This is a genomic window from Mesorhizobium sp. B2-8-3, assembly GCF_006440815.1.
GTDB lineage: Bacteria > Pseudomonadota > Alphaproteobacteria > Rhizobiales > Rhizobiaceae > Mesorhizobium.
The window spans coordinates 283,323-297,286 of sequence record NZ_VFTW01000001.1 but is presented as its reverse complement, the minus strand read 5'-3'; the positions used below and the strand labels follow the sequence as shown (position 1 = coordinate 297,286).

Annotated in this window: 15 protein-coding genes and 3 pseudogenes; 10 read left to right on the top strand and 8 right to left on the bottom strand. The window is 60.4% G+C overall.

Annotated elements, in window-relative coordinates; genetic code table 11:
- Positions 1 to 67: 67 nt before the first annotated feature.
- Genes FJ418_RS01575 through FJ418_RS01555 form a run of 5 tightly spaced genes read left to right on the top strand, consistent with a single transcriptional unit; the run spans position 68 to position 5,356 of the window.
- Positions 68 to 1,594 (top strand): sugar ABC transporter ATP-binding protein, encoded by a 1,527-nt coding sequence (locus FJ418_RS01575; protein ID WP_181166805.1) that lies wholly within the window; start codon positions 68 to 70, stop codon positions 1,592 to 1,594.
- Positions 1,591 to 2,622 carry an ABC transporter permease gene (locus FJ418_RS01570; protein WP_140646313.1) on the top strand — a complete coding sequence of 344 codons (1,032 nt, stop codon included), beginning with the start codon at positions 1,591 to 1,593 and terminating at the stop codon, positions 2,620 to 2,622. Before FJ418_RS01575 ends, FJ418_RS01570 begins: the two co-directional genes overlap by 4 nt.
- On the top strand, positions 2,619 to 3,605 hold the full coding sequence (locus FJ418_RS01565) for an ABC transporter permease (protein WP_140711022.1): 987 nt from the start codon (positions 2,619 to 2,621) through the stop codon (positions 3,603 to 3,605). Before FJ418_RS01570 ends, FJ418_RS01565 begins: the two co-directional genes overlap by 4 nt.
- Before the next feature lie 21 nt (positions 3,606 to 3,626).
- Entirely contained in the window at positions 3,627 to 4,592 is a 966-nt protein-coding gene (locus FJ418_RS01560) for a sugar kinase (RefSeq protein WP_140711023.1), read from the top strand.
- Positions 4,589 to 5,356, top strand: a complete 768-nt coding sequence (locus FJ418_RS01555; RefSeq protein WP_140863262.1) for an SDR family NAD(P)-dependent oxidoreductase — start codon at positions 4,589 to 4,591, stop codon at positions 5,354 to 5,356. The genes FJ418_RS01560 and FJ418_RS01555 overlap by 4 nt, the downstream gene beginning before the upstream one ends.
- 1,003 nt (positions 5,357 to 6,359) lie before the next feature.
- Here FJ418_RS01555 and FJ418_RS01540 read toward each other — a convergent pair.
- The 4 genes and pseudogenes from FJ418_RS01540 to FJ418_RS32255 form a co-directional block, all read right to left on the bottom strand.
- Entirely contained in the window at positions 6,360 to 6,635 is a 276-nt protein-coding gene (locus tag FJ418_RS01540; protein ID WP_140711024.1) for a hypothetical protein, read from the bottom strand.
- Between the two features lie 1,031 nt (positions 6,636 to 7,666).
- Positions 7,667 to 7,975, bottom strand: coding sequence for a hypothetical protein (locus FJ418_RS01525; RefSeq protein ID WP_226892165.1), 309 nt, complete (start codon positions 7,973 to 7,975; stop codon positions 7,667 to 7,669).
- Positions 7,976 to 8,349: 374 nt separating this feature from the next.
- Complete coding sequence (locus tag FJ418_RS01520) at positions 8,350 to 8,625, bottom strand: hypothetical protein (RefSeq protein WP_140646306.1); 276 nt, start codon at positions 8,623 to 8,625, stop codon at positions 8,350 to 8,352.
- A gap of 342 nt (positions 8,626 to 8,967) precedes the next feature.
- Positions 8,968 to 9,208: pseudogene (locus FJ418_RS32255) on the bottom strand (IS1 family transposase); the annotation flags it as partial.
- A 63-nt stretch (positions 9,209 to 9,271) separates the two neighbouring features.
- On the opposite strand from FJ418_RS32255, the pseudogene FJ418_RS01510 reads away from it, so the two are divergent.
- Positions 9,272 to 9,967, top strand: a pseudogene (locus tag FJ418_RS01510) (IS1595 family transposase); the annotation flags it as partial.
- A 67-nt stretch (positions 9,968 to 10,034) separates the two neighbouring features.
- The gene (locus tag FJ418_RS01505; RefSeq protein ID WP_140711025.1) at positions 10,035 to 10,412 is read left to right on the top strand and encodes a hypothetical protein; all 378 of its coding nucleotides are present in this window, start codon (positions 10,035 to 10,037) and stop codon (positions 10,410 to 10,412) included.
- A 69-nt stretch (positions 10,413 to 10,481) separates the two neighbouring features.
- On the opposite strand, the gene FJ418_RS01500 is transcribed toward FJ418_RS01505, so the two are convergent.
- The 3 genes from FJ418_RS01500 to FJ418_RS01490 form a co-directional block, all read right to left on the bottom strand.
- The gene (locus tag FJ418_RS01500; RefSeq protein WP_140646305.1) at positions 10,482 to 10,676 is read right to left on the bottom strand and encodes a hypothetical protein; all 195 of its coding nucleotides are present in this window, start codon (positions 10,674 to 10,676) and stop codon (positions 10,482 to 10,484) included.
- A gap of 119 nt (positions 10,677 to 10,795) precedes the next feature.
- On the bottom strand, positions 10,796 to 10,981 hold the full coding sequence (locus FJ418_RS01495; RefSeq protein WP_140646304.1) for a hypothetical protein: 186 nt from the start codon (positions 10,979 to 10,981) through the stop codon (positions 10,796 to 10,798).
- 198 nt (positions 10,982 to 11,179) lie between these two features.
- Positions 11,180 to 11,371, bottom strand: a complete 192-nt coding sequence (locus FJ418_RS01490; RefSeq protein WP_140646303.1) for a hypothetical protein — start codon at positions 11,369 to 11,371, stop codon at positions 11,180 to 11,182.
- A gap of 697 nt (positions 11,372 to 12,068) precedes the next feature.
- Here FJ418_RS01490 and FJ418_RS01485 point away from each other — a divergent pair.
- Positions 12,069 to 12,281 carry a KTSC domain-containing protein gene (locus FJ418_RS01485; RefSeq protein WP_140863260.1) on the top strand — a complete coding sequence of 71 codons (213 nt, stop codon included), beginning with the start codon at positions 12,069 to 12,071 and terminating at the stop codon, positions 12,279 to 12,281.
- Positions 12,282 to 12,457: 176 nt separating this feature from the next.
- Here FJ418_RS01485 and FJ418_RS01480 read toward each other — a convergent pair whose 3' ends face one another.
- Positions 12,458 to 12,643, bottom strand: a complete 186-nt coding sequence (locus FJ418_RS01480; protein WP_140784823.1) for a DUF3606 domain-containing protein — start codon at positions 12,641 to 12,643, stop codon at positions 12,458 to 12,460.
- Positions 12,644 to 12,776: 133 nt separating this feature from the next.
- Here FJ418_RS01480 and FJ418_RS32250 point away from each other — a divergent pair.
- Positions 12,777 to 12,881, top strand: a pseudogene (locus tag FJ418_RS32250) (ATP-dependent DNA ligase); the annotation flags it as partial.
- 246 nt (positions 12,882 to 13,127) lie between these two features.
- Positions 13,128 to 13,952 (top strand): Ku protein, encoded by an 825-nt coding sequence (locus tag FJ418_RS01470; protein ID WP_140784824.1) that lies wholly within the window; start codon positions 13,128 to 13,130, stop codon positions 13,950 to 13,952.
- The last annotated feature ends 12 nt before the right edge of the window (positions 13,953 to 13,964 follow it).

Sequence of the window (13,964 nt, the reverse complement as noted above, 5' to 3'; positions counted from 1 at the left end):
ACGGAACGAAACGACGGGCAGCCCAACGACTGTGGCTGCCCGTCATATCCAACCAGGATTGACGGCCATGCAGACAGCAAAGCGTGACATTGCTGTATCGATGACGGGCATATCGAAGCGGTTCGGACCGGTTCGCGCGCTGGAAAACGCCAACCTCGAGATCGCGCGCGGCTCGATCCTCGGCCTTGTCGGCCAGAACGGTGCCGGCAAGTCGACTATCATCAAGGTGCTGGCCGGCATCATCAAGCCGGACAGCGGCACCATCCTCATCAACGGCGAGACCGTCAGCACGCTGACGCCGGCTTCGGTCGAAAAGCTCGGCGTGCATTTCATCCACCAAGACAGGCTTTTGGTGCCGACCGCGACCGTCGGCGAAGCTGTCTTCCTCGGCCACGAAATCGGCCTCGGCCCGTTCGTCAGCCGCCGCGCCATGGAGCGCAGGGCCGCGGACCTGTTGAAGCGCTTCTTCGGCATGGAATTGCCAGCGGGAACTCTTGTGAAAGACCTGACGACCGCGCAGCAGAAGGTCGTGCAGATCACCCGCGCGCTGGCTCAGAAAGCGTCGGTGCTGGTGCTCGACGAGCCAACCGCGGCATTGGTCAAACGCGAGGTCGACAGCCTGTTCGACGTGCTGCGCCGGCTGCGCGACGACGGCATCGCCGTGGTCTTCATTTCCCACTACATGCAGGAGATCGAGAAGCTCTGCGACCGCGTCACCGTGATGCGCAACGGTACCGATGTCGGCACGGTCGATCCGCGCCAGACGTCGATCGACGAGATCATCTCGATGATGATCGCCCGCGATGTCGGCGAGATGTTCCCGAAGCGCTCGGTCACTCTAGGCGCCCCGGTCCTGGAGGTTTCCTCCCTCCGCCTCGGCGGCAGCTTCGAGAATATCGGCTTCAACGTGCGCGCCGGCGAGATCGTCGGCCTCACCGGCCTGCTCGGCTCCGGCGCCAAGGAAATCGTCCAGTGTCTGTTCGGCCTCAAGACCGCCGATGGCGGCCAGGTCAAGGTCGAGGGTAGGGAGCTTGCGTTGTCGACGCCGGTCAAGGCGGTGCGCGACGGCATTGCGATGCTGCCGGAAGATCGCCGCGCGCATGGAGTGGCGCTTGGCCTGTCGGTGCGCGAGAATATTTCTTTGGCCAGCCTGCGCCGCTACTCCAGGAGCGGCATGGTCAGCCGCGGCTTGGAGAACAAGGCGGTCGACGGCCTGATCAAGGAACTGTCGATCAAGACGCCGCATCGCGACGCGCTGGTGCGCGAGCTCTCTGGCGGCAACCAGCAGAAGGTGGCTTTGGCCAAATGGCTGAGCTGCCAGTCGCGCGTCTATGTGCTGGACGAGCCGACAGTCGCCGTCGATGTCGGCGCCAAGGTCGAGATCTACAATCTGTTGAACCGATTGGCGGGAGAGGGCGCGGCGATCCTGCTTCTGTCCTCCGACCTGCTCGAACTGGTCGGCGTCTGCGACCGCGTTCTGGTCGTCTATCGCGGCAGGCTCGCCGGCAGCTTCTCCGGTCCTTCGATGAACAGCGACGCGCTGCTCGCCGCTTCGTCCGGTGCGCGCTCGATCACCGGTGGAGTGGCCGCATGAGCGCGACTGTTCTCCACACCGAAGTCGGCGCGTCCGATGAAAAGCAAGCCGCCGTCAAAAGCGCGGGCCGGCGCTTCGGCGCGCTGGTCGTGCGGCTTGGCGCGATCGCCGCCTTCGCCGCGATCATGGCCTATTTCGTCATCTTCGCGCCGGGCTTCACCTCGACCTTCAACCTGATCAATGTCGTCGAGCAGTCGGCGATCCTAGGCGTGCTCGCCTATGGCATGACGGCCGTCATCATCGGCGGCGGGTCCGATGTCACCGAAGGCGGCATCGACCTGTCGATCGCCGCCAATATGGGGCTCTGCGCCGCCGTCTACGCGACACTTTTGTCGATGGGCTATGGCGACTTCCTTTCGGTGCTCGCGGCCATCGCCGTCGGCATGGCGGTCGGCGCGTTGAACGCCCTTGCCGTGGTCGGCCTCGGCATCCTTCCCCTGCTTGCGACGCTTGCCGTGCTCAATGTCGCGGCCGGCATGGAACTCACGCTCACCCAGAACACGGTCGTCGGCGCATCCTCGCCGCTGCTCGGCGTGCTGGTTTCGGGAAGCTTCCTCGGCATCTCGGCGCTTGCCTGGGCGCTGATCGTCTTCTCCGCTATCATGATCGCAGTCGTCCACGGCACGGCATTCGGGCTCAGGCTCTACGCTGTCGGCGGTCATCCCGAGGCAGCGCGGGCGGCCGGTATCGGCGTCCCGTTCTACGTCTCCTTCACGTACATCCTCAGCGGCTTCTGTGCTGCTGTAGCGAGCATCCTCACCGTCTCTCGCCTGTCGGCCAGCACACCCGGTTCCGGCGAGCTGCTCCTGTCAGTGCTGGCGGCGGCATTGCTCGGCACGGTCTTTTCCCGCCGCTTCGTGCCGACCATGGGCGGCACGCTGCTCAGCGTGCTGTTCATCGGCCTTCTGGCCAACGGCTTCCAACTGCTCAACGTCTCCAGCTATTGGGTCAACGGGGTGCAGGGCGCGCTGATCCTGCTGGTGGTGGCGATCACATCCTTTGCCCGCGGTTCGGAGGGTTCGCGATGAGTGTCTCGGCCAACGAGAACGCAGCCAAGGCGAGCCTGCGCGGCTTCCTCGCCAAATACAGCGTGCTCATTGCCTTCGCGGCCATCGTCATCTTCTTTTCGGTGGCGAGCCCGACCTTCCTGACGCCGGCCAATCTCTTCAACGTGCTGGTCAACAACGTCGTCATGCTGGCGATCGTGGCGCTGGGGCTGACCATCGTCATCTCGTCGGGCGGCATCGACCTTTCGGTCGGCGTGTCCGTCGACATGGCAAGCATGATCTTCGTCATGCTGCTGGCCGCCGGCTACAGCGGCGCGGTCGGCGTCGCGGGCGGGCTCGGCGCCGCGCTGATCGTCGGCCTGCTGAATGCGATCCTCATCACCAGGCTCAACATCAGCCCCTTCCTGGCGACGCTCGGCGTGCTCTTCATCGGGCAGAGCACGCAGCAGCTCGCCACCAGCGGTGGCCAGCCGATCTATCTAACAAGCGGCTATGCAGCAGACCAATTCAACGCCATTGCCCGCACCGCTATGTTCGGAATACCGACGCCGGTCATCGTGCTGATCGTCCTGGCGGTCGCGGTCCATCTCCTGCTGCATCGCGCGGTCTTCGGCCGCTATGTCCAGGCCATGGGCGCCCAGCCCGGCGTCGCCTGGTATTCCGGCATCCGCGTGCCGCGCGAATTGTCGATGGTGCATGTGCTGTGCGCGCTGCTTGCCGGCATCACAGGTATATTGTTGTCCGCGACGGTGAAGTCCTACGTGCCGCTGTCGGGCAACGCTTTCCTGCTCGACGCGATTGGCGCCACCTTCATCGGCACGACGCTCAGCCGCGAGCGCAAGCCCTCGGTGATCGGCACGCTGCTCGGCGTGCTGCTGCTCGCCATCGTCAAGAACGGGCTGCTGCTCGTCGGCTGGAATTTCTACTGGCAGCAGGTCGGCATCGGCGTGCTCGTCTTCCTGGTGCTGGCCGCAAGCTTCGGCCTGCGCCGCGCCGCCCATTGAGTTCGAAAGGTCCAGTCAGCCATGCCACAATTCGACGTCAGCTCGATCGGCTTCTACGTCCTCGACATCCTGGGACGGCCGGTCTCGCGCATCCCCGAAGGCGGCCGCGCCGACTATATTGAGGAAATCCGCATGACTGTCGCCGGCACGGCCGGCGCGACCGGGATGGACTGCGCCATCCTCGGCCTGAAGACCCGGGCGGTCACCACGCTCGGCACCGACGACATGGGCGACTGGTTCCTGGCCAAACTTCAGAAATATGGGCTGGAGACGAGCCTTGTGCGCCGTGACGGCAGCGTCCAGACGTCATCCACCATCCTGCCGGTGCGGCCGAACGGCGAGCGGCCAGCCTTGCATGTTCCCGGCACCGCCACCCTGTTCGAGGTCGCCGATGCCGATCTCGACGCGGCGCTCGACGCCACCGTCGTCCATGTCGGCGGCACCGGCCTGCTGAAGCGCTTTGATGGCGAGCCGACCGTCAGGCTCTTGAAGCGCGCCAAGGAGCTTGGCCGCGTCACCACTTTCGATCTCATCCAGGCGACGCCGGAGACCTGGAAGCTGGTCGAGCCGTGCCTGCCCTACATCGACTATTTCGTGCCCAGCATCGACGAGGCCGGTGAGATGGCGCATGACCGCGATCCGGCCCGCGTCGCTGCCTTCTTCAAGGCGAGGGGCGTGAAGAACTGCATCCTCACGCTCGGTGCCGGCGGCGTCTATGTCTCGCCCGAGCATCGCGACGATTTCCATCTGCCGGCCTTCGAGGTCGAGCTGTTCGACACCACGGGCTGCGGCGACTCCTTCACCGCCGGCATCATCGTCGGCATCGTCAAGGGCTGGGACCTGAGGCAGTCCGCACGCTTTGCCAGCGCCGTCGCCGCCAAGGTGGCGATGGGGCTCGGCTCCGACGGCAAACTCGTTTCGTTCGACGACACGATCGCGGCGATGAACTCGCTTCCGGTCAAGACATCAAAGGTGGAAGCAGCATGACCATTCTTCCTGAGGCCAAGGGCAAGACGGCTCTCGTCACCGGCGCCAGCCGTGGCATCGGCAGGGCGCTCGCAAAGGGGCTCGCCGAAGCGGGCTTCGACGTTGCCATCACCGATCTGCAATCGCAGGCGGCCGAGCTCGACGTGACCAAAGGCGAGATCGAGGCGGCCGGCCGCAAGGCCTATGTCTACACGATGGACGTCAGGAAGAAGAAGGACATCGAAGCCACCGCGCAGGCGCTGCTCAAGGCTGCCGGAAGCATCGACGTGCTGGTCAACAATGCCGGTATCCTCAAGCCCAGCCTGCTGCAGGATCTCGACGAGGCCAATTGGGACGCGCATTTCGACGTCAACGCCAAGGGCGTGCTGATGATGTGCCAGGCGGTGCTGCCGCATATGCGCGCCAGGAAGTCGGGCAGGGTGATCAACATCGCGTCGATCGCCGGCCGGCAGGGCGTGCCGACGCAGGGCCACTACGCCGCGACCAAGGCGGTGGTGATAACGCTCACCCGCGTGCTGGCGCAGGAGGTCGGCATGGACGGGGTCACCGTCAACGCGATCTGCCCCGGCATCATCCTGACCGAAATGGGCAAGAACAATCTGGGCAGCGAAGCCGCCATCCGCCACTGGGAGGACGTCGCCGCGCTGAAGCGCCTCGGCGCGCCGGAGGATATCATAGGCCCGGCGCTGTTCTTCGCCTCCGATCTCTCGGCCTTTGTCACTGGCCAGGCGCTCAACGTCGACGGCGGCATTTACTATCACTGACCGCTCGCTGAGTTGGCCCGCGCGGTCGCCATATCCGCTTCGCTCCGAAGCCGTCGAGACTATGCGGGCTGGAACGTCGGCTTCGTAGTTTACCTCAACCATCCCCTAACCGGACCTTCCGCTTCCGTGAAGAGTTTCGGGCGCCGGCAAGCGTACGAAAGTCCCCGAGGAAGGAACCTGGGCCACAGGTGATGGCTATGGGGATTTCGGATTTTGGCAGATGTCGGCAATGGCGCGACCGGGGAACTCTGGGGTGAATACGGACAGACCGCTTCGTTGCGCCTCCGCGCGGTGTTGTCGGGACGGTGGGCGGCCGGGCGCGGCTCTGTCGGAGTCGATCATCACCATAGATGTGTGTCGATCCGCTGCCGGAGGCTGAGTGCCCGCAGCTGAAGGCTGAACCATTCCATGCCGGGACATGGCGTGCTGCTCCCGGTCGACCGGGAACCGTGTGGCGGTTCGCGCGGCTGCCTCCATCGTTCGAACACCTCGATCACGATCATGCGGCCGTCACAGCATGGGCATGGCGGGCGGAAGTTGTCCGGTTCGTCCGTGGTGTCATCGTCGGACGTACGGCTACGTTGAGGAGTTCACGAGCAAGCGCGAGGCTGGCCTTGCGAGCGGAACCGGCAAGCGATTCGGGAATACCTACACCCTATCCGATTACATCAAACGCCTGACTGAGCGGATTGACCAGTTGGAACAGCGTCAACTGAAGCAAGCAGTGCCTTAACATTTGTGAAAGCGCTCGCCGCCCGCTGCGCGTATTGTGTTGGTTCGTCCCTTTGGTGGGTCGAGACCATAGCCAACCTTTGCCCGCTGGCCCTGGCCGGCGGGCTTTTTCATTTAATATCTGAGCGCACCGCTTGGCTCGGCGCCGCGTCCCTTGACGGAACCTTTGACGCCTGCCACTTGAGAATTGCCAGGATGGCTCCTGGTCATTTCAAACCCTACCTCCAACCCCGGCTCCGGCCGGCGGGTTTTTTGTCGGGCGGTGGCCTGTCTAGGCGTGGTCAGCCTCCGTTTGCGGGATGTAGAGCGCGTTTCCTGAAGGCACTTTCGCCGCGAACTGAAGCGTAAACAGGAGATGATTTTCATCGTCCGTCATATTCATGATCCAAGGCGTCATACCCTCCCAGAACGAGCGCTTGCTCTCGTTTATCATCTCGCCCGCAGCACGCACGGCTTCTTGCCGCGCCGCGTCCAGATCCGGGAGATCGACACCATCTCCGTCGGGGATGAATTCGCCGTTGTCGACGTGGAAATAATAGGTTGTCATGATGCTTTGCCCTTGTTGGACAGGCCCAAACTGTTGCGGGGCAACTTTGTTTCTCCCAGCTTGGCAACCAAAGAAGGCCAGGGGACAGTGTCATGGTGTTTGAGGGATCAACCGAAACCGGGGGAATTCCCATGAAGAAGGCCTGCGAGAAGCCCATGCTGGTGCGCCAGGGCAAGCTTTCCGCAGTCGTTGCAACGGCGTCTGTTGTAGTCGTCCTGCCGCCAGGCTGACGACACCGCATTTTAGCGCCCGTCGGCTCCGGCCGGCGAGGCTTTTACATCATCGGTTTGTCGGGTCGCTATCAGATGCCTGTGCTTCTCGAAGAGGTGTAGCTTCTCGGCGTATCCAAGCCTCACCGCCGCCTTGCAGGACAGGCATTTGAATGAGGAAATGGTCTTGAACCATATGCCTTTTCGAACGATCGCGCGTTCGCATCGTGGGCATTCAAAGGTGAGATATTCGTCTTCAAGTTCTTGAGGAAGCGGCAATCCGGCACCTTTTGAATGATGGATGCCCACCATCATCGCAGGTAGTGGCGGGCATCCATGACCTGGCGACGAAGGGACTATGCTCGCCAGCACCTCCTAATGAAGATCTGCGGAAGATGTTTCGCCTTCGGGACTTATGAGTTGGCGGATAAGACGTTCGTCCGACGGATATTACGACTGACGGAGCAAGACACAGGTGTCGAGGGAACTACTCGGGTTTTGCGCTGTTGCTGAGTAGCGTGCCGCGCACGTTGCCAGTTTGCGCGCCCAGGCTACTCCAGTAACTGCCCGCTGGCTTTGGCCGGCGGGCTTTCTTGTCTTGACAACCAGCGGTGGCGCCGGTCATTTTCACCGCGTTTGAGGGATCTTCAACCTTGGGGGAGTTTTCAGCGAAGAAGACCTACGAGAAGCCCGTCCTCGTTCGCAAGGGCAAACTTTCCGTTATCGTTGCCGGACCGTCTGTGCCTCCGCCTGAGCCGGTTTGATCTATCACCGATCAGCCGAACTGCATAATCCCCCAGGTTCCGGCCGGCGGGTTTTCTTTTAGGACGCCTTGTCGATGAGCGGCGCCTTCCGCTTCGGAGGCACATAGCGCGTCTTCAGAGTGACTATTTCGGCATCGACGGTGACACGAATGCCGAGGTTCACGGTGACCTTTGCCCCATCGACATGCGTGACATCGCCACCAGCTCGATCGGCCGACCCTTGCTGACCTTCGATGTCCGGTCGAGGATCGAATGCGGCTGGTTGTAGCCAGGGATTGCGACGCTGACGCGATCCTCGTGTGACTCGCCGGCGCACCGTCGCCATGATCGCGACCTCGTCGCCAATGTTGATGTTACCCTTCGCCATGCCCTTGAGTGTGCGACGGCTGGGTTCGTCAAGCCTTCGCTAATATTCTCGCTGCCTGCTCATTCGTTGCCTTCCTGGCGGCGCAAAGCCTGGACGCCGCCCCGAGCTAGCGGCCCGACAGTTCCGCGTTGGGGTGCGTGGGTTAAACCGCCGGGCCTAACCGACTCGTAGGGGAGAGTCGGCTAATCGGAAGCTAAATTAGCATAATTGCATTGACATAAGTTTTTATGTCTTTCCACCGGTTTCGCTGCCGAGTTCGCGCTGCTTTCCGCTGTCCCCCGACCAGCCTGTCGCGCATCTTTCCACTTAGCGAACCCTACTCCAGTAACTCTGCCGCTGGCTTTGGCCGGCGGGCTTCTTTGTCGGGCTCAACCCTAGTCGCGCTCAGCCTCCATGCGCGGGATGTAGAGCGCATCGCCTGAAGGCACTTTCGCCGCGAACTGAAGCGTGAACAGGAGATGATTCTCATCATCCGTCACATTCATGATCCAAGGCGTCATATGCTCCCAGAAAGACTGCTTGCTGTCGTTTATCATCTCGCCAGCAGTGCGCACTGCTTCCTGCCGCGCCGCGTCTAAATCCGGGAGATCGACCCCTTCAGGGTCGGGGACGAAGGTGCCGTTGTCAACGTGGAAATAGTATCTGGTCATGCTGCTCTGGCCCGTGAACAAGCTCCAACGCTCTCAGCGCAACTTTGTTTCTCCCGAGATTGGGTAGTGGGTCAGTTTGAAATTTGACGGCGATCAGTGCAGGCTCTTCAAAAGCGCATCAATCTCCTCTGGCCAATCCGTCGGCACCAGAAAGAATGGATGTAGCTCGCCACTTGCGCGCGGACTTCCTGGTTACCGATGACGGTAAGGGGATCGCGTTCCATCAGTCACTCCCTTAAAAAAAGGAAGAGCCGAAGGCGCCTCCGGCATACCCTCACTCCGGCTTTTCCCGATGAGCGAAGATGCACCCGGGACCACTACATGCCCAACCACCCAGCCATGTTAATGGTTGCGGCTCTCAGTTCCTATTTCGGCAACGCGCTTTTTGTAAGGGCACCGAGTTGTCGTCTTCTCGACTTCCTTAGCCTCGATTAGCGCGACGATATCGCCAATCTCCCAAAGCTTGTCAGTCACACCAGCGGCCATTGCCGACGTCATGCGGTAGTGAGGCGTGGATGCGAACAAAGTTGTAATACATGAAGTGCAGCGCTACCGCGTTGGCGTGGGCTTCCACCTTCTTTGAGAGGCGATTATCTGGTTGACAAACCCAAAGTGATTACGTGGGGTAAGGACATAGGAGATTTCCATGTCCATTCTGTCCCGCCCCGAGTTCCATGACGAAGCAAAGGCTTTCGAGCATGTGGAGTCAATACTGTGGCCGAATGGTCCGGTTTGCCCCAAGTGCGGTAGCGTTGATCGCCACTACGCATTGAAGGGTGTTCGCACTAAGCCTTCCAAGAAGAACCCGAACGGTGTCGAGCGTCACGGCCTGTACAAGTGCAGCGCCTGCCGCTCGCAGTTCACCGTCCGCATGGGAACGATCTTCGAGGAAAGCCATCTGCCGCTGACCAAGTGGCTACAGGCCATCCACCTTATGTGCGCCTCTAAGAAGGGTATCAGCGCTCACCAGATGCACCGCATACTCGAATGCACCTATGAGGCAGCTTGGTTCCTGTGCCACCGCATTCGCCTTGCAATGGCGTCTGGCGAGCTTGCCCCGATGGGTAGCAACGGCAAGACCGTCGAGGTTGACGAGACCTACATTGGTCGTCTTAAGGGCACTCCTGTGAAGCCCGGCGGCGGCTCTCACAAGAATACCTTTGTCACGCTGGTAGAGCGTGGTGGGCGCGCCCGTTCCTTCCACGTTGATACCGCCCGCATTGGCACGATCATGCCGATTGTCCGCGCCAACATCGCCAAGGAAAGCGCGTTGATGACGGACGAGGCTGGCATGTATCGCCGCGTTGGCCAGGAATTCGCCTCGCATGATGTCGTGACGCACTCTAGAATCGCCCGAAACCGATGAGGGTGCAGGCAAGCCTGACCCCGAAGTTGATAAGGGTAAAGTCATGGAAAACAAAAACCAATCGCCAGCTTGGGACCCATTCCCGCAGACCCCGCCCCCCGCCGGCTCAGCCGACGTTAAAACCAATCGTTTTCGATATGGAAACCGTGTCGGGTCACTACCAATTCGACAACGCCGACGATCTGTCGGAGTTCATTCAAAAGCTGGAAAAAATCAAAGGGCTGATGCCATCGAAGCATTAGGGATCATGAAAGAAAAAACCCAAAAAGAGAAATTCGAGGAGGCTGCGCGCGAACTCGGCACCGACCAATCCGACGAAGCCTTTGAGGCTGCCGTCAATAAGATCGCCCACGCGCCCAAGCTCACCAACGAGCAGATAAAGGAACTGGCGCGCCGGAAGCGCGACAAGGCCAAGGGCTAAGGCAATCACCCTTCGTTCGCGATATGAGCGCAAGCTAACGTAAGGTCATGCCGGTACAGCGTCGGCCGCCTACTGGTGACTTTCGCTTTGCACTATCCATTCCACCAAGTCGGGATCGACAGTCGATGAGCCGGTATATGTAGCAATCAGCTGCGCGGCCAATTCTCGCCACTTGCTCTCCGGCGTGCTCTCGTCCTTCACGGCCTTATGGAAGGCCGTCCGCAAGATGTCGGCATCGAATGGAGATAGGCCGCGTTTCGCCATTGTCCCCTCATAAATGGCGGGGCGAAAACCATCCCCCGCGAATGAGCGATTTATATCCCTACACGACCTATTTCGCGAGTCTCACCGTTGCATGAGCGAGGAGCGGGCCAACGATGCCACTAATGCGTCGAGTCGTCGTCATCCCCTTCGCCTTCCTCCGCTTCCTCAAGAGCCTTGAGTAGCGAGACGAAGTTAAGCGGCAACACCGGATCGATTTCCAGCCCTAAAAGCTTGTGTAATGCGCGGCGGTTTTGCTCGTCTCGGATCATCGAGCGGATGGCTTCGCCGCTAGCCTTTTGTGCCATGAGATTTCGTCCCCGAATCGGATCCAACTCCCGTTAGCCAGGAAGGTTCCAATCCAGTCGAAAGTTTTGGCTGTGCGGCCTGTCGAGGACCATATTCCCATTTCACTTAGCGCAAGCTAACGCAAGGTCATGCTGATGCGGCTTGCATGCCCCCAAAAGCTCCGGCGCCGACCCCTCAGCGCCGGGACTTTTTCGTTGTTAAGACCGTGTGACGTTATTCAGACCTAGGCGCATGCGCTGTCCTTCCGCGTAGGATAGCGCATATTCTTCCACTTCAAATGATCGGGTGAGTTCTTGGTCGTTTTCGATGACGCGGACGAGCCATTCGCCAGAGACTTCCGCCAGTTCGACCCGCGCGGCCGGGCTGCGGAATAGAACCACGTTATCCATCGCAGTGCCTCCCCAGAGAGCAAGGGTAACGTCGATTTTTATAATTCCGTCGAGATCGGTTGTTCAAGCTGATTCGATTGTACGTTTTCATACCAAGAGATAGCTTGCCGGCCCGTGCTGATTATATTCCTATTTCGCTTTGGGTTTTCAACCAGATAATCGCCCTTTGAGAAGCCGTTGGTCAGGCGCGTGAAGCGGCGCATATGCATCCGCATGGTAAGGTTCTGGCGCTCCGCAGAACACGTGCGACATGCTTGATGTCTGGATTGCCTCGGATCCTCTCCTTACGCGCGCCAGTGCATTCGGCGGGGCTGTACCGGCCCTTGGAGTTATCCGGCGACGTGCCGTTGCTCGGCGTGGGCAATCTGCCGTCGCTGGTTCGCGAAGCGCTCTTGCTGAAAAAGTAGCCCGCCCCGCTTCAGGGGTGGCGACTTCGCCACGCTCCTAGTGCATCGTTCACCGGCTCTTCGGAATCGCCGGTATTAATCTTGCGATCAGGCCGCATCTTGCGCCGCCTGACCTCATGAAGCGGCAAGGGCCGTTTGCCTGCCTATCAGACTGTTCGCGCCACATTCCTTTCCAGGGTGAATATGCCCGTCTCCGAATCGTAAGTCGCAGTCGCCTTCAGAGAGGTGTTACAGATCCGTGTTTCTGAAACAAAAGCTGCGTTCCGATCGTTTGCGACTAGCAAACCAGCGTGGGGCGCCATGCATCCACCTCGATCAAGAAAACCGAGTACGATCCTTCTACCAGGATTCTCTCCGTTTGGTTCGTGGCAAGCGGCAAGCGCTACGACTTCGAGCGGGTGCCTCCGGAGACTTACGCCGCGTTCCGGTCGGCGTTTGTCAAAGGCCGATTTTTCAACGACCACATTCGCAATCACTTCCGCTATCGCCGCATTCCGGACTAGCTGTCTAGTTCAAGCGGCTCGTGCTCTTCCTGCAACTGGTGCCACATGACCTGTCGCATGTCTTTGAGATCGGACTTGGCCGCACATCTCGCATTGATAGAAGTCTGAATCGTCCTTTGCGCCCGGCGGGCAGTGCACCGTCACCGCTTTCGGAGGGCCGAACTCGGACAGCCTTGTCATCCTCGAAGCTTCCTTGCCTCGCGCCCCAAAGCCTTTCGGTCGTTGCCGTGCTCTTTGATGAGATCACGAACCTGCTCTGGGCTGATCCGGTGCTGCTTGGCAAAATAGCGAACCTCGTAGTCCTCGTCGCCCGAAAGCCGATCGCGTTCGCGAAAATCGCGCTTGCTCTTGTCGTCTGCCATTGATGTTCCTCCTGGTGAACAGGAAACATCCTGTGCCGGCGAATGTTCCGGGCGGCTTTTCAGCAATCGCTAATGGAACGGAAACGGCCATGCCATATTGAATCAAATTCGAAATGGCGTCGGGGTAACCTCGGTGCGTCTGACGTTCATACCGCCGTTGATGCCGACGCTCGTGGACAAGCCGCCAGAAGGCGATGGCTGGATGCACGAGCTCAAGTTCGACGGCTACCGCTCTCAGTAGCTCAGAGAGGATTGGAGTGCGGACCACGGCTCACCTGGGAACAAGTTTGGCCCTGCCGGCCTGTGTTCCAGGCGGACGCGTTCCCCTCTCGCCGCCGTTGGCTCAGGCCAGATGCCCGTCGCTGCATTTCCTTCCGACGACGGGCATCTTCTTGCATCTGCGCGTCTTTGAGCCGACGCGGAACCATTGTGGCGAGGCCAAGTTTCCCCCGTCAGGATGTTCCACAAATCATGAGTTGACCAAATGGCGGCACCACGCGCGGTATGGAAAGGATTCCTCAAGGTCGGATCGGTGACTTGCGGGGTCAAGCTGGTCGGGGCGACCACCGAGGCCGGCAAGGTCCATTTCAAGATCCTGAGCCGCGAGGACGGACTTCCCGTCAAGAGCGCCTATGTCGACGAGCAGACAGGCGACGTGGTTCCCGCGGAAGACCAGATCAAAGGCTATGAGGTGGAGAAGGGCGAGTTTCTCGAAATCGAGCCGGACGAAATCAAGAAACTGAAGCTCACGTCGCAGCACACGCTCGATGTTGAAGGGTTCGTTTCGATTGACGAGATCGACACGCGCTATCTGGAAAAGCCCTATTACGTCATTCCGGCCGACGGCGCCGCTGTGGAGGCGTTTTCGGTGCTGCGTGAAGCCATGGTCAAGAAGCGGGTCGCGGCGCGATCCTGCGTTGTCCTCTACCAGCGCGGCAGGGAGGTGATTATTCAGCCATTCGGCAAGGGAATGCTGCTGACCGAACTGCGCACGCATAACGAGATGATTTCGGAAAACAGCGTCTTCGACGATCTGAAGAGCCCGAAGTACGACAAGGATTTGCTCGAAATTGCCGGGCTCCTGATCGACAAGAAGGTGACTAAGTTCGACCCATCGAAGTTCGAAGATACCTATGAGGATGCGTTGATCGCAATGATCGACGCCAAGCGCAAGGGCAAGAAGCCGCCCAAGCCGGCACCGAAACCCGAGGAGAATGTTGTCGACCTCGCCGCCGTACTGAAGAAGAGCCTCGCCAAGGAGGGCATTAGGCCGGCGCCAAAGTCGAAGCCTGCACGAAAATCGGCCTAGTAGCTTCCCAAG

Coding starts and splice junctions, on each gene's coding strand:
- FJ418_RS01480 (WP_140784823.1), bottom strand. CDS start 12,643: ATGGCAGACGACAAGAGCAAGCGCGATTTTCGCGAACGCGATCGGCTT.
- FJ418_RS01555 (WP_140863262.1), top strand. CDS start 4,589: ATGACCATTCTTCCTGAGGCCAAGGGCAAGACGGCTCTCGTCACCGGC.
- FJ418_RS01525 (WP_226892165.1), bottom strand. CDS start 7,975: ATGGCGAAGGGTAACATCAACATTGGCGACGAGGTCGCGATCATGGCG.
- FJ418_RS01500 (WP_140646305.1), bottom strand. CDS start 10,676: ATGGCGAAACGCGGCCTATCTCCATTCGATGCCGACATCTTGCGGACG.
- FJ418_RS01520 (WP_140646306.1), bottom strand. CDS start 8,625: ATGACCAGATACTATTTCCACGTTGACAACGGCACCTTCGTCCCCGAC.
- FJ418_RS01570 (WP_140646313.1), top strand. CDS start 1,591: ATGAGCGCGACTGTTCTCCACACCGAAGTCGGCGCGTCCGATGAAAAG.
- FJ418_RS01495 (WP_140646304.1), bottom strand. CDS start 10,981: ATGGCACAAAAGGCTAGCGGCGAAGCCATCCGCTCGATGATCCGAGAC.
- FJ418_RS01470 (WP_140784824.1), top strand. CDS start 13,128: ATGGCGGCACCACGCGCGGTATGGAAAGGATTCCTCAAGGTCGGATCG.
- FJ418_RS01560 (WP_140711023.1), top strand. CDS start 3,627: ATGCCACAATTCGACGTCAGCTCGATCGGCTTCTACGTCCTCGACATC.
- FJ418_RS01490 (WP_140646303.1), bottom strand. CDS start 11,371: ATGGATAACGTGGTTCTATTCCGCAGCCCGGCCGCGCGGGTCGAACTG.
- FJ418_RS01505 (WP_140711025.1), top strand. CDS start 10,035: ATGGAAAACAAAAACCAATCGCCAGCTTGGGACCCATTCCCGCAGACC.
- FJ418_RS01565 (WP_140711022.1), top strand. CDS start 2,619: ATGAGTGTCTCGGCCAACGAGAACGCAGCCAAGGCGAGCCTGCGCGGC.
- FJ418_RS01540 (WP_140711024.1), bottom strand. CDS start 6,635: ATGACAACCTATTATTTCCACGTCGACAACGGCGAATTCATCCCCGAC.
- FJ418_RS01575 (WP_181166805.1), top strand. CDS start 68: ATGCAGACAGCAAAGCGTGACATTGCTGTATCGATGACGGGCATATCG.